We start from the raw sequence: 25,186 nt of genomic DNA, 5'->3' as shown, positions 1-25,186 counted from the left end.
AAAAATGGGCTTCAAAAACTTATACATCTTTATCATTTCGGGATTTTTGGTTTCCTGCTCTTCCTCACAGAGTCTGCAAAAGCAGTCTTCCAAAGGCCAATGGCTCACTACCTGGGCAACGGCTCCCCAATTGGTGGAACCTAAAAACCTTCCTCCGGAACCGGGGCTTTCAGGAAATACCCTGCGTCAGATTGTCCGTGTATCAGTGGGTGGAAAAAAATTACGGTTACGTTTTTCCAATAAATATTCTGTAGACAGCCTTTTAGTAAAAGCCGTTTCTATTGCTGTGCCGTCAGATAGCAGCAATGTGGATGCAGCCACTATCAGGACATTAACGTTTGAGAATAAAAACAGTTTTAAAATTGCTCCCGGATCTGATATTTATTCTGATGAAGTGAACTTTAATCTCAAATCTAATTCGTTGCTGGCCATTACCATTTCCTATGGAAAAGTAACCCAATCTGTCACCGGACATCCGGGTTCAAGAACAACCTCTTTTATTGTTAAAGGTGAACAGGCCAATGCTGCGATATTTAAAAATCCTGTAAAAACAGATCATTGGTATTCGCTTTTTAACATTGATGTAAAGACCGGTGAACCCTCACATGCGGTGGCTATTATGGGAAATTCCATTACCGACGGAAGAGGTTCAGGAACCAACAGGCAGAATCGCTGGCCGGATATTTTTTCGCAGCGGTTACTGGCAGATCCTTCTACCAGGAATGTAAGTGTTCTTAATTTCGGAATTGGTGGGAATTGCGTAGTGCGTGGCGGTTTGGGGCCTACAGCATTAGACCGTTTTGATTATAACATTCTCAATCAGCAGGGCGTAAAATGGCTGATCATTCTGGAAGGAGTGAATGATCTGGGAGGAATAAGAGATCCTGATGATGCTTCCAAAAGAACAGAAGAACTGATTGCCGCTTACCAGGTGATGATTGATAAGGCACATGCTAACGGAATCAAAGTGTACGGAGCAACTATTCTTCCTTTTGCAAAGTCATTCTACGACAAACCTTTCCGTATCGAGGCCTGGAAAAAAGTAAACGACTGGATCAGGAACAGCGGGAAGTTTGATGCCGTCATCGATTTTGCAAAACAAATGCAAAGTGAAAATCCGGAAGTCATCTTAAACGATATGCACGATCATGATTTTCTTCACCCCAATGAGGCCGGCTACAGGAGAATGGGAGAATTTGTGGATCTGAACTTATTTAAAAATTAAAATCAAAAAGATATAGTATGAATTTTACAAAAAACATTTCGCTGTTTCTTACGTTGTTGTTTATATTTTTTGTAAAAGCAACCGAACCATTTATTTCTTTTGCCAAGACAGAAAGTTCGATGGTATTGAAAGAGCATAATTCAGGTTTGACACTGTTTTCAGATAGCGATTCGGACAAAGGAATTCTGCGTGCCGTTGCGAATCTTCAATCTGATTTTCAAAAAGTAACCGGTGTTCAGCCTAATCTGGTTTCCCAAAACTCCGGAGTAAACGGAATGATCATCATTATTGGTGAAGCAGGTAAAAGCAAAACCATTGATCATTTAATTCGTCAAAAAAAACTGGATGGAAAAGCATTAACAGAGAAAAGAGAAAAATATATCATTCAGAATGTCAGTGATCCATTTCCGGGTGTTTCTGAAGCCATTGTGATTGCAGGAAGTGATAAAAGAGGAACCATTTACGGAGTTTATGAAATGTCTCAGCAGATAGGTGTTTCACCATGGTATTATTGGGCTGACGTTCCGGTTAATAAAAAAGATAATGTATACTTTAAAAAAGGAATATATACTGATGGTGAGCCTGCTGTAGAGTATCGCGGTATTTTCCTTAACGATGAAGAGCCTTCGTTGGGAGGCTGGGCAAGAGCAACTTTTGGCGGAGTTAATTCTAAATTTTACGAAAAAGTTTTTGAACTGATTCTGCGGCTTAAAGGAAACTATATCTGGCCGGCAATGTGGGGGAAAGCATTCTATGACGACGATCCTCTGAGCGGGCCGTTAGCAAATGAAATGGGTATTGTGATGGGAACTTCTCATCATGAGCCTATGGCTTTGGCACAAACCGACTGGCACAGGTATATCAAAAAAAACAACCTCCCGAATGTTTGGGATTATGCTAAAAATGCGGAAGTTTTACAGAAATTCTGGAAATCCGGACTGGAGAGAAGTAAAAACTGGGAAAAACTCGTAACAGTAGGAATGCGGGGTGATGGTGATGAAGCAATGGGAGAAGAAACCAATATTTCCTTGCTCGAGAAAATTGTAAAAGATCAGCGTAAAATCATTACAGATGTTACGGGGAGAAAAGCAGAGAAAACACCGCAGGTCTGGGCATTGTATAAAGAAGTTCAGGACTACTATGATAAAGGAATGAGGGTTCCGGATGACGTGATCTTGCTGTTCTGTGATGATAACTGGGGAAATGTAAGAAAGCTTCCGGACCTCTCAAAACCTTTGCATAAAGGCGGCTATGGAATCTATTACCATTTTGATTATGTAGGAGGTCCGAGAAATTCCAAATGGATCAACATAAGCCCTATCCAGAGAGTATGGGAACAGATGAATCTTTCCTATGAACATAAAGTAGATAAGCTTTGGGTCGTGAATGTAGGAGATTTAAAACCCATGGAGTTTCCGATCAGTTTTTTCCTGGAAATGGCCTGGAATCCGAAGCAGTTTAATGCTAAAAACCTTTTGGAATGTACTGAGAAATGGGCTGCTCAGCAGTTTGGAGAAAAACACGCCAAAGAAATTGCCAGGATGATTAATCTGTATTCCAAATACAACAGGAGAGTAACTCCTGAAACCCTTGACAGCAAAACATACAGCCTTGAAAATTACCATGAATTTGAAACGGTTTTAAATGATTACAGGGCATTAGCCGTAGAAGCTTTACGCTTAAAAGAGCAGATTCCAGCTGAGTACCAGGATGCATATTATCAGCTGGTTTTGTATCCTATCGATGCATGCAGCAATTTGTATGAAATGTACTACGCGGTGGCAAAAAACAGGAAACTCGCAGCTCAATATGACTTAAAAGCAAATTATTACGCTGATAAGGTAAAAGAGTGTTTTGAAAGAAATGCCTATCTGGATCATAAATACAATAATGAGATTGCCGGCGGGAAGTGGCAGCATATGATGGACCAGATGAGAATAGGATACAAAAGCTGGGCAGACGGAAAAGAAAATATAATGCCTGATGTTACCTATGTTTCTGATTCTGAGGTTTCCAAAGAAAAGATATTTCAGGAGAAAAATGGCTATGTTTCCATTGAAGCAGAAAATTTTGCAAGAATGAACGGTTCAGACAGAATCCATTGGGAAGTGATTCCTGATTTCGGAAAAACAAAATCCGGCGTGACAACCTTTCCGCAGAATGCATATCCTAAAAGCGATGAAAATATCTGGCTGGAATATGATAGCAATTTTGAATCAAAAGGGGAGTTTGAAGTCCAGTTATTATTAGCTCCGACTTTAAATTTTAATCATAATAAAGGATTGCGTTACGAAATTTCTTTTGACAACGAAACTCCGCAAATTGTCAACTTCAATGGCCATTACAAAGGAGAATTGGGAAGATGGCAGTCAGAACATATTATTAAATCCGTTACAAAACATTCGGTTCAGCAGGCTGGAAAACATACATTACGTTTCAGAGTGCTGGAACCCGGTATTGTCCTTGAAAAGATACTGATCAACACCGGAGGACTAAAACCCTCTTACCTGGGCGCTCCCGAAAGCGAAATGCTTCACTGATTGGCCCAATACTCATCACAAACAACACTTTAATTATGAAACACTAATCTTAATTCACATTCCAATCTGAAATACAGTCCTCTCACAGAGAATGAAGATAAAGCACAGCGAATGATTTTGTAAGCAACTTTATTTAACAGATCGCTGCCTGATATCATTCAGGGTATTTTCCTGACGGTTTTTGAAAACCAACCGTCTTGATGGGGAATCTATTGCCCTTACATTAATTGTCTTCAACCAAAATCACGACTATCTAAAACTAAACCATTATGAAAAAAAATTTAAGTCTTGTAACCATTCATTCTATAGCTCTGTTTTGCAGCCTGATGCTTCATGGACAGCTTACAACCGTAAAAATTGATAAGAATATTCCTTATCAGAAAATAAAAGGATTCGGAGGATTTGTATGCAGTCCCCAGTTTGCGTATAACCATATGTCTGCATCAGAGATTCAGACGCTTTGGGGAGCTTCCAGTGAAGGTGGATATAATATTATGAGATTATATATTCCCGAAAACAGCAGCAACTGGAGCTCAGTACTGGCCACAGCACAGCTCGCCAAATCTATGGGGCTTACCATTTTTGCTTCGCCCTGGACCATGCCGGCAGCCTGGAAAACCAATAATCATGTCAATGCTGTTTACACTGACACTAACGGAGTACAGCAGGTAGGATATTTAAAGCCGGAAAATTATCAGGATTACGCCCTTTATCTTAACAGCTTTGTTACCTATCTCCAGAACAATGGAGTAGATCTTGATTATATCTCCATTCAAAATGAACCGGATGAAATGGCTCAGTATCAGGGATGCATCTGGACTCCTGCGCAAATTACGACTTTCATCAAGAATTACGGACAGCTTATCAATTGTAAAGTGATTGCCCCGGAAAGTGTGGGATTTACAGATAATTTTGCCAGTGCTTTGCTGGATCCTTCGGCAATGGCTAATTTTGAAGTGTATGGAGGGCATCAATACGGGCTTATGCAGTCTACCTACAAACAATTCCAGAATTACAACAAAGAAATCTGGCAGACTGAATATCTGATCAACTGGAACTCTTCATCCACACAGCCGGCAAGAGATTTCAGCTGGAATACAGATGCATTTACCTTTGCCAGCAGTGTCAACAATGCATTATTGGGTAATGTCAATGCCTGGATTCATTATTCTGCCAAGCGTTATTATGGCTTAATGGGTGACGGAACTTACGGAACTCCTGCAGGTGTAATGACTAAAAGGGGGTATATCCTTTCACATTATGCCAAGTACACAACAGGAAAGACGAGAATAGAAGCCAAATGGGATGACAAAACCGGAGTATTGCAAGGCTCTTCCTATATTTCCCAGGATGGAAATCAGGTTGTTCTTATGGTGATTAATCCTTCTCAGAATACTTATAGTCTGAAGGTTGATCTTCCTTTTTACACGACTTCAGGAACAAAAGTACTGACCAATACGCAATCCAATATGGTCAGCACACCTATCACTATGAGTACGGCAACATTTCGGCCTACTGCTGATATCAGTCCTTCCAGTGTCATGACTTTTGTTTTTAATAAAAGTGGTGACAGGCCTGCTTCTCTCATGACAGGCGGTGATATCCATTATAATAAAATTGAAACTCAGACTGCTACCAGTACAGCTTTTGGGGCAGGATTCAATATCAGCAATACAACGGTGACGTTCTCCAATCCAAGTCCTCTTATCAGCAATAACATGACTGCTACTAACGGATATCTTCAGCTTAATGACCGATACAATAAACTGATTCTGCATGTAAACAGCTATACAACAGCGGGACAAAGCTATTCGGACAATACTACTTTATACTATATCAACAGTCAGGGCATAACAAAATCATATAATTATGGCAAGATTAATTTTCCGCAGGGAGGAAATTTCGATATCACATTCGATATTTCACGACAGGTTCTTACAGACGGATGCAAAGGTATTTTAGGACTGAGAAATTCCAATTACAGCTCTGTGCTTACGCTTAATCTGGGAGATGTTTATTTCAATGTAGGTAATGAAATTGCTTCAAAATTCGGAAGTACCTATTCCGCAAGCGACAGCTATCTGATGGATGCCCTGGAAAATGGCTACTACACTTCTGTAGACTTCAGAAATGCAGCAGGAGTTACTTCCTCCAATAACTGGCAGCCTATGAGCGCTAATTCTAACAGCATTTATTATGTGAATCCAACCGTAAGTTCATCTGCCAATAATGTGATTTCAGGTACAGTTTGTTCAAATCTTGTCCTTTCCGGTCAGGGTATGGATTTTCAGGTACCATTTAACTTTACAGCTAATACAGCTTCTTACAGCCGTACATTTAATGGTTATGATGTGCTGATCTTGCCATTCCAGGCTAATATACCTTCCGGAGTTACTGCTTATCTGATATCTCCGGATGCAGGTAATATCAATTGTACCGCAATTTCAAACGGGATCATTCCTGCAAACACTCCGGTAATCCTCAATGCTACAGGAAATATTACTTTCAACGGCTCAGGAAATGTTTCCACACCCAAAGCAATCACTGTGAATCAGATGAACGGGGTTTATCAGAGCATCAAAGTTCCGGCGAGTGCTTATGTGCTGAAAACAGAAAACGGAGTAACAGGTTTCTATAAAGTAACGGCCGGAAGTGAGCCTGTAATAGGATCTTTCAAAGCATATCTTACAGAAGAAAATGCCTATTCTGCCAACGTTCTTCCTTTAAATTTCGGATCGTTAAGTATCAGAAACATTTCTGCTGAAGCTAGAAAAGAGGGAATAAAAATATATCCTAATCCGGTAAAAGCAGACCTTTTTATTGATTCTGATCTGTCAGAAGCAGCTGCCACCATTTTTGACGGAAGAGGAAGTGTCATCAGTTTCGGATTGAAAATAAACTCAGGAAAAAACCAAATTAATGTAGGAGATTTCCCGGCTGGTATTTACTTTATTGAGGTTACTCAAAAAAATAATACAATAGTGAAACAAAAATTTATCAAAGAGTAAATTGAGTCCAAAGCCATCATGAGCACTGCTTATGGTGGCTTTATTTCTACAATTTGGTTGATGAAAACCAAAAGTAAGTAGGATTTACTATTAATTTAAGTGTATTATTTACATTTATTTAAAATAGAACGTTATATTTGTTTTTCATTGTATTGCTGCTGAATAATACTGGCAATTTGTATAAAATAAGAATGAAAACATAATTATCCGTGAAAATCTGTGAAATCAGTGGGCAGAGAATTGTTAATCACAAAATCAACAGCCATTTTTCGGACTTTATTGAAACCATACTACCTATGAAAAGAATTGTATTAATCCTATGTGCAACACTGGCAGCCCCTTTATTTTTTGCTCAGAATTATTATAAATACCCATTCAGAAACCCGGATCTTCCGGTTAATGAAAGAATAGAGAACCTTCTTTCTTTATTGACCACAGAAGAAAAGATAGGAATGATGATGGATAACTCCCAGGCAGTTCCGCGTCTGGAAATTCCAGCCTACGGATGGTGGAATGAAGCACTTCACGGGGTGGCAAGAGCAGGTACGGCTACTGTTTTTCCTCAGGCAATCGGGATGGCAGCCACATGGGATGTTCCGGAGCATTTTAAAACTTTTAAAATGATTTCCGATGAAGCACGGGCAAAATACAACAGGTCTTTTGATGAAGCTCTGAAAACAGGACGATATGAAGGGTTAACCTTCTGGACACCCAATATCAATATTTTTCGTGATCCAAGATGGGGAAGAGGCCAGGAAACCTATGGTGAAGATCCTTATCTTACCTCCGTTCTTGGGATTGCAGCAGTAAAAGGCCTGCAGGGAAATGACCCGAAATTTTTTAAAACCCACGCCTGCGCCAAACATTTTGCGGTACACAGCGGACCGGAATGGAACCGCCACTCTTATAACGCAGAAATTTCAAAAAGAGATCTGTATGAGACGTATCTGCCCGCTTTCAAAGCATTGGTTCAGGAGGGAAATGTAAGAGAAGTAATGTGTGCTTACAATGCTTTTGACGGACAGCCATGTTGTGCCAATAATACTTTGCTTACTGAAATTCTCCGTGGAAAATGGAAGTATGATGGAATGGTAGTCTCAGATTGCTGGGCACTGGCCGATTTCTTTCAGAAAAAATACCATGGCACTCATCCTGACGAAAAAACAACCGCAGCAGATGCCTTGAAACATTCCACAGATCTGGAATGTGGAGATACCTATAACAATCTGAATAAATCTCTGACAAGCGGACTGATTACCGAAAAAGATATTGATGATTCGATGCGCAGAATCCTGAAGGGATGGTTTGAGCTGGGAATGCTTGATCCGAAATCTTCTGTTCACTGGAATACCATTCCGTATTCTGTAGTAGATTCTGAAGAACATAAAAAGCAGGCACTGAAAATGGCACAAAAGTCTATTGTGCTGATGAAAAACGAAAAGAATGTTCTGCCTCTCAGCAGAAATATTAAAAAAATTGCCGTTGTAGGCCCGAATGCTGATGACGGATTGATGCAGTTAGGAAACTATAACGGAACCCCTTCATCCATTATAACGATTTTAGAAGGAATCAAAACCAAATTTCCAAATGCTGAAATTATCTACGAAAAAGGAAGCGAAGTAACAGATCCTTCGTCCAGAACCTCACTCTATCAGAATTTTATCAGTCAGAAAAACGGCGCGAAAGGAATGAAAGTAGCGTTTTTTAATAACAATGAATTCAAAGGCCAGCCGGCAAACATTTCCGTAAATTCCACTGCAATCAGCTACAACAGCTTTGGAGGTACCCAGCTTGCACCCAATGTAGGAAGAGAAAATACCTCAGCCATCATTTCAGGGATTTTCAAAAGTACCTATACAGGAGAAGTTGTGTTTTCTGCTTCCACTTCCGATATCTATACCCTTTTCGTGGACGGAAAAGAAATCGCAACAAGAAAGGGACCTGATGCAAGACATCCTTCAGAGTTTCCTGTAAAAATGGAAAAAGGAAAAGAATACCAGATAGAACTGCGTCATACACAAAAAGGAAAATATGTGAGCATAACCTTTGAAGTGTACAGAAAAGACCCAGTTAATTTTGCTTCGGTGAGAGAAAAGGTGAAAAGTGCAGACGTCATTATCTTTGCGGGTGGACTTTCTCCAAGCCTGGAAGGTGAAGAGATGATGGTGAATGCAGAAGGCTTCAAAGGAGGTGACAAAACTTCGATTGCCCTTCCTAAAGTCCAGAGGGGCCTGTTGGCGGAGCTTAGAAAAACCGGAAAACCTGTTGTTTTTGTTTTTTGTACCGGAAGCGCTCTGGGATTGGAACAGGATGAAAAAAATTATGATGCCCTGTTGAACGCCTGGTATGGCGGACAGTCCGGAGGAACGGCTGTAGCAGATGTTTTGGCAGGAGATTATAACCCTTCCGGAAAATTACCTATTACCTTTTACAAAAATCTTGAACAGCTGGATAACGCTCTTTCGAAGACAAGCAAACATGAAGGATTTGAAAATTATGATATGCAGGGGAGAACGTACCGTTATATGACGGAAAAACCTCTTTATCCTTTCGGGCATGGCTTGAGCTATTCAAAATTTGTTTACGGTGATTTAAAACTGAGCAAAAATACAATCAGTACCAGCGAAAATGTGACGATCACAATTCCGGTAACCAATGTTTCAGAAAGGGATGGAGAAGAAGTCGTTCAGGTATATATTAAAAGAAATAATGATGCCCAAGCACCGGTAAAAACGCTAAGGGCTTTTGAAAGGACTTTGATCAAATCAAAAGAAACAAAAAATATTCAGCTCAACCTTTCCAAAGATTCATTTACCTTCTATGATGAAAAAGCAGATGATCTGATTTCAAAACCCGGCGATTATACCATTTTTTACGGCGGAACTTCTGATGATGCAGGATTAAAAAACGTTCCGTTAAAAGTAAAATAAAAAACTGATCCGGAACAATTGTAACCATTGCAACGCAACCTTAGCTTTCAAAATATACGATCTATGACAACAAAAAATAAAATATTCTCCATCGCGATTTCCCTTAGTGCTGCTTTTTTTTCGGCTCAGAATAATACGGTCCGTACCTTTAACCTGGATCTGAAAGAAACCTCTGCTCCTGTTAAAATACAGCCCACCATGTATGGGATTTTCTTTGAAGACATCAATTTTGCCGCTGATGGTGGATTGTATGCGGAACTGATTAAAAACCGGAGCTTTGAATTTGATGAACCTTTCACAGGCTGGAAACAGCCCAACACAAAAACGCTTTCTCCTAATCTGGATTCCGGGTTTCTGACCATTTATTCTGATCCTGCCAAAACCAATAAAAATTACGCACGAATTACCGTTCTGAATGATAAAAATTATATTCTGGAGAATGAAGGATTCAGAGGAATAGGTATTCATCAGGGAGAACAATATGATTTCAGTTTTGATCTGGAAAATGTTTCAGGAAATGTTGCTGCGGTAAATGCAAGTCTTGTTGATGAAAACGGGAAGGAAATTTCTTCAGTCTCCACACTCATCAAAGGAAAGGGTTGGCAGAAGTATACAGCCGTTTTCAAAGTACCTCAAACTGTAGAAAAAGCAAAACTGCGGATTACATTTACCGGAAACGGCATCGTGAACATGGATATGATTTCCCTTTTCCCGCAAGACACCTGGAAAGGCAGAAAAGGAGGATTACGAAAAGATCTGGTTCAGAAACTATATGATTTGCAACCTGGATTTTTGAGGTTTCCTGGAGGCTGTATTGTAGAAGGAAGAACATTGGCAGAACGCTATCAGTGGAAAAAAACAATAGGAAATGTGGCAGACCGCGAATATCTTATCAATAAATGGAGTACTGGATTTCCACATAGGCTTACACCGGATTACGGGCAGTCTTTCGGGTTAGGATTTTATGAATATTTCCAGCTTTCCGAAGATCTGGCTGCAGAACCTGTTCCTATTCTGAGCTGCGGAATGGCATGCCAATTCAATACCGCAGAGCTGGTGAAAATGGAAAATCTGGATCCTTATGTTCAGGATGCCCTGGACCTAATTGAATTTGCCAACGGAGATTCCAGCACAAAATGGGGGAGAGTCCGTACTGAAATGGGGCATCCAAAGCCTTTTAATTTAAAATTTATCGGAGTAGGAAATGAGCAGTGGGGAGCGGATTATATTGAACGCTATAAAGTATTTGAAAAAGCCATTCACACAAAATATCCTGACATAAAAATCGTTTCCGGAAGCGGACCGTCACCCGACGGCGAGTTTTTCGAATATGGATGGAAAGAGTTGAAGCAGCTTAACGCACTGATTGTAGATGAACATTATTACAACTCTCCCGAATGGTTTATGAAAAATGCAGGCAGATATGACCAGTATGACCGTTCCGGGCCAAAAGTTTTTGCAGGAGAATATGCAGCCCAGTCTGTAGGCGTGGTAAAACCTGATAATAAAAATAACTGGCTGACGGCCCTTTCAGAAGCTGCTTTTATGACCGGTCTTGAAAGAAATGCAGATGTGGTTTATATGACTTCCTACGCACCGCTTTTTGCCCATGCTGACGGCTGGCAGTGGACGCCCGATCTCATCTGGTTCAATAATCTGAAATCTTACGCGACACCGAATTATTATGTTCAGAAATTATTCTCCAACAATAAAGGAACGGATGTACTGAAAATAGAAAGCAACGGAAAAGCAGTATCCGGACAGGAGAAGTTATATGCTACAGCAGTAAAAGATACCAAAACTCATGACATTATTATTAAAATCGTCAATGCTGATAATCAGGCTAAAACAGTAAATATCAACCCCGGAACTCTGAAAATCGGTAAAAAAGTAACCAAAATTCTTCTGTCTGCGCCGCAGCTTTCCAGTGAAAATAATTTCGATGCTGAACCTGTGAAACCCCAAGAGGAGAATTCAGAAGCTAAAAAAGGTAAAATTTCAACAAAAATTCCGGCCAATTCTTTGGTTGTTTTAAAGGTGAAAATGATTTAACAAACTGTTTTGTAGTATTTTATAAAAAATAAGTGTGTTTTTTACATTTATTTAAAATAGAATCTTATATTTGTTTTTATCTCATCAGGAGAATTTAAAATCTCATAATCAAAAACGTTTCACCACCATGAAAAAATATGTTATCGGGCTGGACTACGGTACAGATTCCGTACGGGCCGTCCTTATTGATACTGAAAACGGTTCCGAAATAACTTCTTCAGTCAGCTACTACCAGAGATGGAAGGAAGGCCGATTCTGTAATCCTTCAACCAACAGTTTCAGACAGCATCCTTCAGATCATATTGAAGGTCTGGAAAAAACCATTTCGGAAGTAGTAAAAAAAAGCGGGGTAGCACCAGGGCAGATCGTCAGTATTTGTATTGATACTACAGGCTCTTCACCGCTTCCGGTTACAAGTGACGGAACAGCCCTGGCGCTGGTTCCGGGATTTGAAGAAAATCCCAATGCCATGATGGTTTTATGGAAAGACCATACCGCTATCCGTGAAGCCGAAGAAATCAATACCCTTGCAAGAACCTGGGGTGGTGAAGATTATACAAAATATGAAGGCGGTATTTACTCTTCAGAATGGTTCTGGGCTAAAATACTGCACATCAGCAGAGAAGATGCAAAAGTAAAAAATGCTGCGTACACCTGGATGGAGCACTGTGATTATCTGACCTATCTTTTATCAGATCATAAAGACCTGACCAGCTTCAAAAGAAGCCGTTGTGCTGCCGGCCACAAAGCCATGTGGCATGAATCATGGGATGGTCTGCCTTCGGAAGAATTCCTCAACAGGCTTGATCCTTCTCTGGGAGCGCTCAGAGCAAGATTATACCGTGAAACCTATACTTCAGATGAAATTGCAGGCTGCCTGAATGAAGAATGGGCCGCGAAAACAGGTCTTACCACCCAAACGATTATTACGGTAGGAACTTTTGATGCCCATTCAGGCGCAGTAGGAGCAAGAGTGGAAGAAAATACACTGATCAGGATCATGGGAACTTCCACCTGTGATATTATGGTAGCCTCACAGGAAGCCATTGGGGATGCAACCGTAAAAGGAATCTGCGGACAGGTTGACGGCTCCGTAATTCCAGGACTGATAGGGCTTGAAGCAGGACAGTCAGCCTTTGGAGATGTGCTGGCATGGTATAAAGATATTCTGATGTGGCCGGTTCATCAGGTGATGATGCATTCCGAAAGTATTTCAGAGGAGCAGAAAATAAAGCTCGCTGAAGAAATGGAGGACGGACTTATCAGAAAATTAACCCTTGAAGCAGAAAAAGTTCCTCTCTCAGATAGTGTTCCGATTGCATTGGACTGGGTAAACGGAAGAAGAACACCGGATGCAGACCAGGAACTTAAGGCGGCGATCAGCCAGCTTTCTCTGGGAACAAAAGCTCCTCATATTTTCAAAGCTTTGGTGAATGCCATTTGTTTCGGAGCTAAAAAGATCGTTGACCGTTTTGAAGAGGAAGGTGTGAAAATCAATAAAGTGATCGGAATCGGAGGAGTCGCAAGGAAATCGCCGTTTATCATGCAGACCCTTGCTAATGTTCTGGATATGCCGATTGTTGTTGCCGCTTCAGACCAGACTCCTGCTTTGGGAGCTGCTGTTTATGCGGCCGTGTCAGCAGGAATTTATCCGACCGTTCAGGAAGCAAGCATGAAAATGGGCTCCGCATTTGAAGCGGAATATCAGCCGAAAGCCGAAGATGTACAGCACTACAGAGAATTAATGCAGCAATACCAGAAGCTCGCTGATTTTGTAGAATACAATACCAAACTGAAAAACAACAGGAAAGAACTTCAGAACTCCTGATTTTCCATTTTAACCTTTGAATGATACTCAAAATGAATACCTATAAAGAACTCCAAAGAGAATGTTATGAAGCGAATATGCAGCTGGATGCCCTGAAGCTGGTGGTCTATACTTTCGGGAATGTAAGTGCTGTAGACCGTGATAAAGGCATTTTTGCCATTAAACCAAGCGGTGTTCCCTATGGAATTTTAAAGCCGGAAGATATGGTGATTTTAGACTTTGATGCCAATGTCATTGAAGGCAGACTCAGACCTTCTTCCGATACCAAGACCCATGCTTATCTGTATAAAAACTGGGAAAATATCGGTGGAATTGCGCATACTCATGCGATCTATTCCGTAGCGTGGGCACAGGCACAAATGGACATTCCTGTTTTCGGGACCACCCATGCAGACCATCTTACAACAGATATTCCCTGCGCTCCGCCTATGCGGGATGAACTGATTGAAGGAAACTATGAATACAATACAGGAATACAGATTCTGGAATGCTTTAAAGAAAAACAGCTCTCTCCGGAAGAAGTAGAAATGGTTCTTATCGGCAATCACGGTCCGTTTACCTGGGGGAAAAACGCAGAGAAGGCAGTTTACAACAGCAAAGTACTGGAGACCATTGCCGAAATGGCTTATCTCACCAGGCAGATAAACCCTGATGCGGAACGACTGAAAGACTCACTCATCAAAAAACATTATGAACGTAAGCACGGCAAAAATGCTTATTACGGACAGGAATTTAAACACTAAACACTTTAAGATAAACAACTATTAACGATCAACAAAACTATGTTAACACCTCTCAATACCAAAGAAGTCTGGTTCATCACAGGAAGTCAGCATTTATACGGACCTGAAACACTTGCCCAGGTGGCAGAACATTCACAGAAAATTGTGGCAGAACTTGAAAAATCTTCTTTCATTCCGGTAAAAGTCATTGTAAAGCCAACGATAAAAACTACCGAAGAGATATTTGAAACCATTGCTGCAGCTAATCATGCAGAAAACTGTATAGGAGTAATTACGTGGATGCATACTTTTTCACCCGCTAAAATGTGGATCAGAGGATTAAAAATTTTACAGAAACCTCTTCTGCATCTGCATACCCAATTCAACAGAGATATTCCGTGGTCTACCATGGATATGGATTTTATGAATCTCAATCAGGCGGCTCATGGAGACCGTGAATTTGGTTTTATGGTAAGCAGGCTCCGAAAGAACAGAAAAGTTGTGGTAGGACACTGGTCAGAAGAAAGAGTTCAGAAGCAGATCGGTGACTGGAGCCGTGTTGCTGCAGGCTGGGACGACTGGCAGGGAGCTAAATTTGCACGTTTCGGAGATAATATGCGGTTTGTAGCCGTAACAGATGGAGATAAAGTGGAAGCTGAAACCCAGTTTGGCTTTTCAGTCAATACCTGGGGAATCGGTGATCTTGTAGGCGTTATCAATTCTGTAAGTGAAGGAGAAATAAAAAGTCTGATGGAAGAATATGAATCTTCTTATCACATGGCAGCATCCCTTTTGCAAGGAGGAGCCAACAGAAGTTCACTTCATACCGCTGCAAAAATTGAATTAGGACTTGAAAAATTTTTAAAAGACGGAGGATTTAAAGGATTTTCAGATACCTTTGAAGACCTTCACGGCCTGGAACAGCTGCCGGGAATTGCCGTTCAGCGCTTGATGCAGAAAGGATACGGATTTGCCGGGGAAGGAGACTGGAAAACAGCAGCACTCGTACGTGCCATGAAAACAATGGGGCAGGGCCTTGAAGGTGGAAATGCTTTTATGGAAGATTATACCTATCATTTAGACCCTTCCAACCCTTCTATTCTGGGCTCTCATATGCTTGAAGTAGATCCTGTGCTGGCTGCCGGGAAACCATCATGTGAGATCCATCCGTTGGGAATCGGAGGAAAAGCAGATCCTGTTCGTCTTGTTTTTAACTCCAGAGGAAATATTGATTCTCTGAACGCCGCTCTGATGGACTTTGGAAACCATTTCAGACTGCTGATCAACAGAACCAGAGCATTGGAAATTACAGAAGAGCTGCCAAAACTTCCGGTAGCAAGAGTCTTATGGAAACCTCTTCCTGATTTATATACCGCCGCAGAAGCCTGGATACTCGCAGGTGGTGCGCACCATACATGTTACAGTGAAAATATTTCAGCAGAACAGCTGGAGGATTTTGCTGAGATAGCAGGAATTGAATCATTAGTCATTAATGAAGATACCAGAATGCGTGATTTTAAAAATACACTTCGTTGGAATGAAATGTATTATCGTTAATTAATTTAAAAAAATATGTAAATAATTATGAAAAAAACAACATATAATGGCATTTTTATTTTGTTATTTTTAATTATTTTCGGCTGTAAAAAAGAAAATAATAAACAGGATATTTCAGGAAAAATGGAGAATGTTCATACTTCAGACTACGGAGTGACGCCCAAAGGCGATTCTATTAAAAAATACACATTAAGCAATAAAAACGGGATGAAAGTTGAGGTCATCAACTTCGGCGGGATTATCACTTCTTTAACCGCTCCTGATAAGAACGGGAAATATGAGGATGTAGTCCTTGGCTTTACAAAACCTGAAGGATATTTCGATGGTAATCCTTATTATTTCGGGGCTTTGATCGGAAGATACGGCAACAGAATTGCCAACGCTAAATTCACACTGGATGGTAAAGCATACGAAATCGATAAAAATGATGGACCCAATAGCCTTCACGGAGGAAAAGAAGGGTTTCATACCAGATTCTGGAATATTGAGGCAGTAAAAGATGCAAAATTTCCTACATTGAAATTGTCCTACACCAGCGAACACGGTGAAGAAGGATACCCGGGAAAACTGACAACAACTGTTTTCTACACCCTTACAGACGACGATGCTTTGGAAATTTCGTATGAAGCTGAAACCGATAAGCCTACAGTGGTGAATCTTACCCAGCATTCCTATTTTAACCTGTCAGGGAATTTCACTAAAACAATTACTGATCATGAACTGCAGATTAATGCAGATCAATTCCTTCCGGTCAATGAAACTCTGATTCCTACGGGTGAACGGAAAGCTGTAAAAGGAACTCCTTTTGATTTCATGGTTTCAAAACTGATTGGAAAAGATATTAGTGCAGACGACGATCAGCTGAAAAAAGGAAAAGGATATGACCATAACTGGATCCTGAATGGAAAAGGTTTGAGAAGTATCGCCAAAGTGTATCACCAGGGAACAGGAAGATTAATGGAAGTCTTCACAGATGAACCCGGTGTGCAGTTTTATTCCGGAAATTTTCTTGACGGAAAGTTTGATACCAAAACAGGAGGTAAAAATGAATTCAGAACAGGGTTCTGCTTAGAGACACAACACTTCCCGGATTCACCGAATCAGCCTTCTTTTCCTTCCACAGAACTGAAGCCCGGACAGAAATACCAGTCGAAAACCATCTATAAATTCTCCGTAAAAAAGTAAACTATGGGAAAATTAGCAACTATTGATATCATTATATTCCTGATCTATTTTGTAGTGGTAGCTTCTTACGGATTATGGATCTATAAAAAGAAAAAATCTGAATCCACAGGAAGTAAGGACTATTTCCTTGCGGAAGGATCTTTGACCTGGTGGGCGATCGGAGCCAGCTTAATTGCCTCCAATATTTCTGCTGAACAGTTTATCGGAATGAGCGGTGAAGGTTTCTTTGTCGGAATCGCTGTTGCCGCTTACGAATGGATCGCTGCCGTTGCGCTGATCATCATTGCGGTCTGGTTTATTCCGATCTATCTTAAAAATAAGATCTATACCATGCCCCAGTTTCTGGAAAGAAGGTATAACAAGTCTGTTTCGCTGATTATGGCAGTATTCTGGCTGTTTCTGTATGTTATTGTGAATCTTACTTCCATTCTTTACCTTGGTGCTCTTGCCATCGATACTTTACTGGGAGGAGAACATCTTCACGGTATTATGATCGCTCTTCTGCTTATGGCCCTTCTGATTGGTCTCGGAGGAATGAAAGTAATTGGATATACAGACGTTATACAGGTGGCAGTCCTTATTATCGGAGGTTTTGCAACAGTGTATATGGCGTTGCAGATTGTAGACCAGAGAATCAACGGAGCCGCTGTAGGAAATGCGCTGGCAGGATTCAATACCTTGATCAATGAAGCTCCGCAGCACTTTAAGCTGATTCTTCAAAAACCAACCACAACCACAACTACGCTGGCAATGCCTCAGAACCTTGATGTACAGAAGTATGTTGTGCTACCAGGTTTGGCCATGTATTTTGCCGGTCAGTGGATTGTTAACCTGAACTATTGGGGCTGTAATCAGTACATCACCCAAAGAGCTTTGGGAGCAGATCTGAAAACAGCAAGAACAGGAATTCTGTTTGCAGGTTTTCTGAAATTATTCATGCCTGTGATCGTAATGCTTCCGGGAATCGCTGCTTATGTTTTATATTCCAAAGGACACCTTCCTGGATTCAATGGAGTGAAGGACGGAGCATACTCTGCAATATTGGGGTTTTTACCTGTTGGACTTAAAGGATTGGCCATTGCAGCGTTGACAGCAGCAATTGTAGCTTCACTGGCAGGAAAAGTAAACAGTATCTCAACCATTTTTACGCTGGATATCTATAAAAAATACCTTAAAACAGACGCCACCGAAATCCAGATGGTGAGAACAGGCCGCTGGGTAATCATTATTGCGATGATGGCTGCATTAGCCTTTACCTGGACCGATGTATTAGGAATTGGTGGTGAAGGAGGTTTCACATTTATCCAGAAATATACAGGCTTTATCAGTCCGGGAGTTTTTGCCATGTTCCTTCTGGGAATGTTCTGGAAAAGAACGACTGGTACAGCCGCTTTGGTAGGAGTGATTTTAGGATTTGTCCTGGCAATCTTCTTCAACAGCTTTGCCGTTGAAATTTTTGGGAAAGAGACGTGGATGTATACCGCATTCACTTATGAAAAGCTGGAGAATGGTGTAGTTCATACCATTACCGAGATTCCTTTCCTGATCAATATGGGATGGTCATTCTTTATCACCATCATCGCCATGATCCTGATCAGTATTGCAGGTCCGAAAATTAATCCTAAAGCCTTCGCTATTGATGTAGCAATGTTTAAAGTAGACAACAGGACATTAGTTTTGATCGTGATGACACTGCTTTTACTGACCGCCTTGTATGTAAGATTTTGGTAAGTGAATGGTCAATAGTGAATTCGTTTCACTGTCAATTTTAAAAATTCACCATTGACTTGCAAAGCAAATTGACTTTTCACATAAAAAAATAGGATGCTGGAAAAAGCATCCTATTTTTTTATTTCAGAATTAATTATATGCACTTTATGCATCTGTATGGCACTTAGTTTAATCGTTTGATATTGTTTTTAAGACTATTCTATACGTAAGTTTTTGTAAACGTTGATTATATGAAAAAAGTGAAAGGTCAATAATGAATTCGCTTTATTGTCAATTTTTAAAAATTCACCATTGACTTACGAAGCAAAATTGACTTTTCACATACAATAAAAAAACAGGATGCTTTTTAAGCATCCTATTTTTTTATTGATATCAGTTCATCCCAATATATTTGAACTTGAACAATTGACATGAAGTACCGTAATAATCCCAAAGGTGTAAGTTTGAATTGCCATCCATGGTACAGTTGGGAATATCCCAGCCACGTGTAGGGTTCACCTTGGACAGGATTTTATAATAACCATTGGAGACAGCAACTACCTGCCAGGCTTGTGCATCATTACCATAGTTCTGCCAAAGCCTGATCGAGGTTCCCAGTGTATTGCTGTTACTGTCTAAGTCAATGCAGCGATTGGTTGCACTCGCTTTGGATACAAAACGCCAGTAACCATTGCCGGCGTCAATTGCAACCCAGCGCTGTGCAGCAGCACCATTCCTTGTCCATGGTCTTAATACTGCGCCATTGGCATCCTCGCCGGATTTTAGATCAACTACTTTATTGGCATCGGTCTGAAACTCGATCTCATAAATGCCATTATTAACCAGGCTGCTGGTTGTATTACAGTTTCCAACAGGATAATTGGAGGATGCATATTGCTGGAACCACTGTTTAACTGGTGCGGCGCAGGCTTCCCAATCGTTGTTGTAGGCTGTTCCTGCATTAGGATCGCCTTTGTGGAGGAGATTATCCGGGGCAAGAACATTCCAGCTTACATTGCCTGACTGATCCACGATATATTTTAAATTGGCGCCAAATCCGCTTCCGCCTGCGGTACCTGTTGTACCGATGCCAAAGGTACCATAGCCCTGAGGTGCCCAGTCGGTCTCGGTAATGGCAATTGGTGCAATGTCTGCGATTGGTTTAACATTGATATTCCATGCGTTCTGAAAGGATTGATAGTTGCTGAGACCACCCCAGTAACCTGGATAGATATGAACAGCATAACCAATATTACCACCCGTAATCTGGTTATTGACATAGCCTTGATAATGGGATTGCCATCCTGTGCCCGGTATCCAGCAAACATTATTGGCTCCATTGTTGCGAATGATGTTAACCAGTGGCTGGAAGAAGTTTTTAAGTGCTGCAAAGTGCTCGTTTCCTGTCGATCCCCATGTGCCATTTGTGCCCAGAATCTCAACAGGTTCGTTGGCTAATTCGAACATCACATTGTCAGCGTTCTTTAGCCCCGGGTGTTGTGACAAAAAGGTCCATACGGTTTTAAGATAGCTATGATAGGCATCGTTCACAGCAATACGATTTGGACATACACCTGGCGGACGTAGGATGACATACATTCCCAGGCTGCGGGCATGGTTAATCAGAGGGATTATCACCTGATCTGTATAAGTTACCAGGCGGTTATAATTGAATCTTGAGATATCGTTTTCAGGGATAGCCGGTCCGGGATCATTGGTCCAATACGGATCAATATAGAGGCGGATGTAATTGAGATACCAGCCATCAGCAGCGCTGGTGAGCTTGTTCATGACAGCTTTATTATAGTTCAGAGCGCCCTGTACATTGTAATTATCCCAGGTACAGTAGCCGGAATTAGCCCCATACTGACAACCATTGAACCAGGGGCTGGGAGTTATGGCGACACCATGTAAGACAACATTATTGTCACAGGGATCTTTAAGGTATCTTCCTCCAACATGCAGCATTGGTGTTGCTGCCAACGCTCTTGCGCTAACGACGGCACTTAAGTTGGTGTCAGGGTCTTCTAGTAAATTTTTTTCATCCATCGTAGAACAGCTGGAAAGAATGATTAACAGAAAGGCCAGAAAAAGCCACATTTTGTTTGTTTTCATAATGATATATTTAAAGGTTTGGTCTTATTTTTTAGCCGTCAATATTTTGATTCTTCATACTGCGCAGGATAATTACGCAGATAAGTAAAACTTCTTAATTTTTATTAACGGGGGATTTGAATAAGGATTGATTTCAGATTACTAAACTGTTTAACCTGTTTGTCCCCATATTTCCTTACCTGATTTTTCAATACTGGTTTCGAAAACTGGAATTATTTCTATTCAGTTTGCAATTTGAAAATCTTTTTCTCTATTTTTTCTGGTTCCCACGAAGTTAAGTTCGGGGTTTGTGAAAATTTGAGTCTTTAATAAATATGGTTATTAGTTTTTTATAAAAATACATATAATATTAAATATAAATCAATATTTTATTAAAAATTAACAAAAAAATTACATATCATAAATGAGATTATAAACCATATAATTATAATGCATTGTGTGGTAGGAGAAAAGAAAAAACCTTATCATAAATTTTTGATATGATCATTCTGAAAAAAAGACAAAATAGCTTTTTGGCTTGCTTGAAATTTCCGCAGGAACACAAAAAAAATGAGGCTGTCTCAAAAGGTAAACTAATGCTCTGAGAATCTCCTAAATGACAAAATTTGTCAGACAGGAGTCCGAGAGAGGGGGCACTTTTGAGACAGCCTCATTTTAATAAGAGTATGCTGAATTTTCTATCATTCTAAATTGTTAATTTCCGGAATACTTTTTCCAAAATTAAACAGATTGATATATCAGATTTTAAACATAAATCCCTGTGAGATTTTTTTATTGTATTTTTTTTCGTCAAACCGGTAAAGAAAAGACCCTTTTCTGGATGAAGTCATATCCTTTTTATTCGTATTCACAAGGATATCCATACTGTTGATCTTGCTGGTAAAATTCCGCTTGTCAAATTTTTCATTAAAAATAGCTTCATAAAGATTCTGAAGATCTTTCATTGTGAACTTTTCAGGAAGAAGCTCAAATCCTATAGGTCCTGTGGAAGCTCTTCTCCTCAGCCTGGCTACAGCATCCTTTACCATTTCGTTATGATCGAAAATAAGGTCAGGAGCTTTCTGAAGTTCCACCCATTTTGCACTGTACTGCTCATTGATCTGGATATCTTTCTCAATATTGATCAGTGCATAATAGGAGATAGACATGATTCTGGCCGTCGGCTCACGGTTAATTTCCGTATAACATTTCAGCTGTTCAAGATAAATATTTTCAAGACCGGTCAATGTATACAGAACTCTGTTAGCCGCCTCATCAGAGGTTTCCTCACTGCCAACGAAGCCACCCATCAATGACCATTCGCCCATTTGAGGTTCAAAATTTCTTTTTACCAAAAGGATTTTAAGATTTTCGCCGTCAAAACCGAAAATGATACAGTCAACAGCAACAAGGTGTTTGGGATATTGGGAGTAATCCTCAGTCATCTTTTATATTTTACTACAAAGGTAAAGCTTTTATGAATATGATAATATAAATGTGATTCATACACTTTTTTAATCCGGATGATTTATTTCATTAAAATTATTCTTAAAGCATATTTTGGGAGCCTGATCAGTCAGCAAAACTTAAAATTATCACTGAAATCAGGTTAATCATGCATGAATTGAATGTTAAAATTATGTTAAAATACAAATTAATATTGATAATAATTAATAAACAGGACTTAACGTTAAAAATACGATAAGGTATTTGCTGTATTGTTGAATTTTCTGCCAAAACATATCCTGAAGTCATTTTCATAGGGAATCGCATAATTTCAGCGCTTTGTTTTTTTGGGATCTGATTATCTTATTTTTTATGATAAGGTAATGTGTTTTCTGTTATTTTTAGGGCTTTACCGGAAGTTTTAAATGAAAAAATAATGGATTCAGTCTCCGGATATGTTTCGTATATAGATTCTTTCTGTTATTTTAGAAATGTTGAATTAACATTTATCCATGACCCCAAAACTTTCGGTTATTTTATTGTGTTTTGCTTCATTTGCCTCCGCGCAGATGAATAAGAAAATTCATTATTTCCCTTTGGAAACTGTAAAGTTATCAGAGAGTGTTTTCAATAAAGCTATGATGGCAGACCGTCAATATCTCATGGCTATGGAACCTGACAGGCTGCTGGCTCCTTATCTTAAAGAAGCGGGGCTGAAACCCAAGGCAGATAATTATCCCAATTGGGAAAATACAGGGTTGGACGGCCACATAGGAGGACATTACATTTCAGCATTATCCCTTATGTATGCTTCTACAGGAGATCCTGCAATACAACAGAGGATTGATTATATGATCAGTGAACTGGAACAGTGCCAGAAAACCTCTCCGGACGGATACATTTCAGGAATTCCCAACGGAAAAAGAATCTGGAAAGAAATAAAACAGAGAAATATTCGTGCTTCAGGCTTCGGTTTGAACGACCGATGGGTACCTTTATATAATATTCATAAGCTGTACTCAGGATTATGCGATGCATATTGGTATGCCAAAAATGAAAAAGCAAAAACAATACTGATCAGACTTACGGATTGGATGATGAATGAAGTATCAGTCCTTTCCGATGAGCAGATACAGGATATGCTGCGCAGTGAACATGGAGGGCTCAACGAAGTTTTTGCAGATGTTTACGATATCACTCATGACCGGAAATATCTGAAACTGGCCCACCGATTTTCCCATCAGGCTATTCTTACACCGCTTTTATCAAGGGAAGATAAGCTTACAGGGCTTCATGCCAATACACAGATTCCAAAAGTAATCGGATACAAACGGATTGCTGATCTTGAAAATAACGAGTCATGGAGTAATGCCGCTGATTTTTTCTGGCATAACGTTACCGAGAAAAGATCATCGGTTATTGGAGGGAACAGTGTCAGTGAGCACTTTAACCCTGTCAATGATTTCAGCAGCATGATCAAAAGTATTGAAGGTCCCGAAACCTGCAATACCTATAATATGCTGAAGCTGACCAAAGAGCTTTATGCAACGCAGCCTGAATCTTACTATATCGATTATTACGAAAAAGCACTATACAATCATATCCTTTCCACAGAAAATCATGACAAAGGGGGCTTTGTTTACTTTACGCCAATGCGTCCCGGACATTACCGTGTGTATTCACAGCCTCAGACCAGCTTCTGGTGTTGTGTAGGATCCGGAATGGAAAATCATGCCAAATATGGGGAAATGATTTATGCCCGGTCGGATAAGGATTTATATGTAAACCTTTTTATCCCTTCAACATTGACATGGAAAGAGCAAAATGTAGTTATCCGTCAGGTAAACAATTTCCCGGAAGTTCCTGAAACGAAATTGATCTTTGATGCTGCAGGAAAATCAGAATTTGATGTAAAACTAAGATGCCCGGAATGGACGACACCTTCGGAAGTAAAAATTCTGGTCAACGGAAAACAGGAAAAAGCACAGCGTGGTTCCGACGGCTATTTTACACTGACTAAAAAATGGAAAAAAGGTGATGTTGTGAAAATGACCTTGCCGATGCAACTTTCTGCAGAACAACTTCCTGACCATTCCAATTATTATGCATTTAAATACGGACCTGTAGTGCTTGCCGCAAAATACGGTACCGAAAACCAACAGGGACTTCTTGCGGACGATAGCAGAGGCGGCCATATTGCTCATGGTCCGCAGATCCCTTTAAACGAAATTCCCGTTATCCTCGGAAATTCTTCAGAAGTTGTCAGTCATGTTGTGCCTTTGAACAATAAACCGCTCAACTTTGCCGTTACAGGGCTTTATCCGTCTGAAAAATTCGGGAAAGGTTTAGATCTTGTGCCGTTTTACACTATTCAGGCAGAAAGATATATTCTGTACTGGCCTCAGGCTGACAAAAACGAAATAGAGAATACATTGAAGCAAAGGGCAAAAGAAGAAGCAGAAACCAGAAAGCTGGATATGATCACCGCAGATAAGATCCAGCTGGGCGAACAACAGCCGGAATCAGATCATTTTATAGAAAGCAAAGACTCTGGTACAGGATATATGGAAGACCGCCATTTCCGTGATGCCAAAGGCTGGTTCAGTTACCAGATGAAAAATAACGGCAAAAATGCTTCATACCTTTACCTGCTTTATTTTGATGCGAATGCCAACCGCACGCTGAATATTGAGATCAACGGAAAAAAAATAATAACTCAAAATCTGGAAGGAAAGTCCGGAAGTTTACCTCAATATCTGATTGTTCCGATTCCGGATTCAGAAAAGAATAAAGAAAATCTTAGTGTAAAATTCCTTGCAGATGAAAAACTCATGACTGCTAAAGTCATTGAAGTCCGGTTACTGATAGAAAATTACGAAAAGAAATAAA

13 protein-coding genes are annotated in these 25,186 nt (G+C 40.2%); 11 read left to right on the top strand and 2 right to left on the bottom strand.

From position 1 onward, the window contains the following. The first annotated feature begins 4 nt into the window (after positions 1–4). From AC106K_RS08035 to AC106K_RS07990, 10 genes are all read left to right on the top strand, one after another. The gene (locus AC106K_RS08035; protein WP_482444344.1) at positions 5–1,225 is read left to right on the top strand and encodes an SGNH/GDSL hydrolase family protein; all 1,221 of its coding nucleotides are present in this window, start codon (positions 5–7) and stop codon (positions 1,223–1,225) included. A 17-nt stretch (positions 1,226–1,242) separates the two neighbouring features. Beyond that, positions 1,243–3,765, top strand: a complete 2,523-nt coding sequence (locus tag AC106K_RS08030) for a glycosyl hydrolase 115 family protein (RefSeq protein ID WP_482444343.1) — start codon at positions 1,243–1,245, stop codon at positions 3,763–3,765. Between the two features lie 269 nt (positions 3,766–4,034). Beyond that, entirely contained in the window at positions 4,035–6,773 is a 2,739-nt protein-coding gene (locus tag AC106K_RS08025; protein ID WP_482444341.1) for a T9SS type A sorting domain-containing protein, read from the top strand. Between the two features lie 296 nt (positions 6,774–7,069). Continuing rightward, positions 7,070–9,703, top strand: coding sequence for a beta-glucosidase (locus AC106K_RS08020; RefSeq protein ID WP_482444339.1), 2,634 nt, complete (start codon positions 7,070–7,072; stop codon positions 9,701–9,703). Between the two features lie 63 nt (positions 9,704–9,766). Further along, positions 9,767–11,755, top strand: coding sequence for an alpha-L-arabinofuranosidase C-terminal domain-containing protein (locus tag AC106K_RS08015; RefSeq protein WP_482444337.1), 1,989 nt, complete (start codon positions 9,767–9,769; stop codon positions 11,753–11,755). Positions 11,756–11,882: 127 nt separating this feature from the next. Next, entirely contained in the window at positions 11,883–13,583 is a 1,701-nt protein-coding gene (locus AC106K_RS08010) for a ribulokinase (RefSeq protein ID WP_482444335.1), read from the top strand. Positions 13,584–13,615: 32 nt separating this feature from the next. Next, on the top strand, positions 13,616–14,326 hold the full coding sequence (locus AC106K_RS08005) for an L-ribulose-5-phosphate 4-epimerase (protein WP_313000847.1): 711 nt from the start codon (positions 13,616–13,618) through the stop codon (positions 14,324–14,326). 39 nt (positions 14,327–14,365) lie between these two features. After that, the gene (gene araA / locus AC106K_RS08000; protein ID WP_482444334.1) at positions 14,366–15,862 is read left to right on the top strand and encodes an L-arabinose isomerase; all 1,497 of its coding nucleotides are present in this window, start codon (positions 14,366–14,368) and stop codon (positions 15,860–15,862) included. Positions 15,863–15,889: 27 nt separating this feature from the next. Beyond that, entirely contained in the window at positions 15,890–17,047 is a 1,158-nt protein-coding gene (locus AC106K_RS07995) for an aldose epimerase family protein (protein ID WP_482444332.1), read from the top strand. A 3-nt stretch (positions 17,048–17,050) separates the two neighbouring features. Then, a complete protein-coding gene (locus AC106K_RS07990) occupies positions 17,051–18,778 on the top strand; it encodes a sodium:solute symporter family transporter (RefSeq protein ID WP_482444330.1) in 1,728 nt (575 codons plus the stop codon). 372 nt (positions 18,779–19,150) lie between these two features. Here the strand turns inward: AC106K_RS07990 and AC106K_RS07985 are convergent, their stop codons facing one another. Then, positions 19,151–20,725: an RICIN domain-containing protein gene (locus tag AC106K_RS07985; protein ID WP_482444329.1), complete on the bottom strand. Its 1,575-nt coding sequence runs from the start codon at positions 20,723–20,725 to the stop codon at positions 19,151–19,153. Positions 20,726–21,609: 884 nt separating this feature from the next. Then, positions 21,610–22,296, bottom strand: a complete 687-nt coding sequence (locus tag AC106K_RS07980; protein WP_482444328.1) for an NUDIX hydrolase — start codon at positions 22,294–22,296, stop codon at positions 21,610–21,612. Positions 22,297–22,809: 513 nt separating this feature from the next. Here AC106K_RS07980 and AC106K_RS07975 point away from each other — a divergent pair. Beyond that, complete coding sequence (locus AC106K_RS07975) at positions 22,810–25,185, top strand: beta-L-arabinofuranosidase domain-containing protein (protein WP_482444326.1); 2,376 nt, start codon at positions 22,810–22,812, stop codon at positions 25,183–25,185. The last annotated feature ends 1 nt before the right edge of the window (position 25,186 follow it).

It is taken from the genome of Chryseobacterium sp. FR048, assembly GCF_056844665.1.
This window is presented reverse-complemented; position numbering and strand designations above follow the sequence as displayed.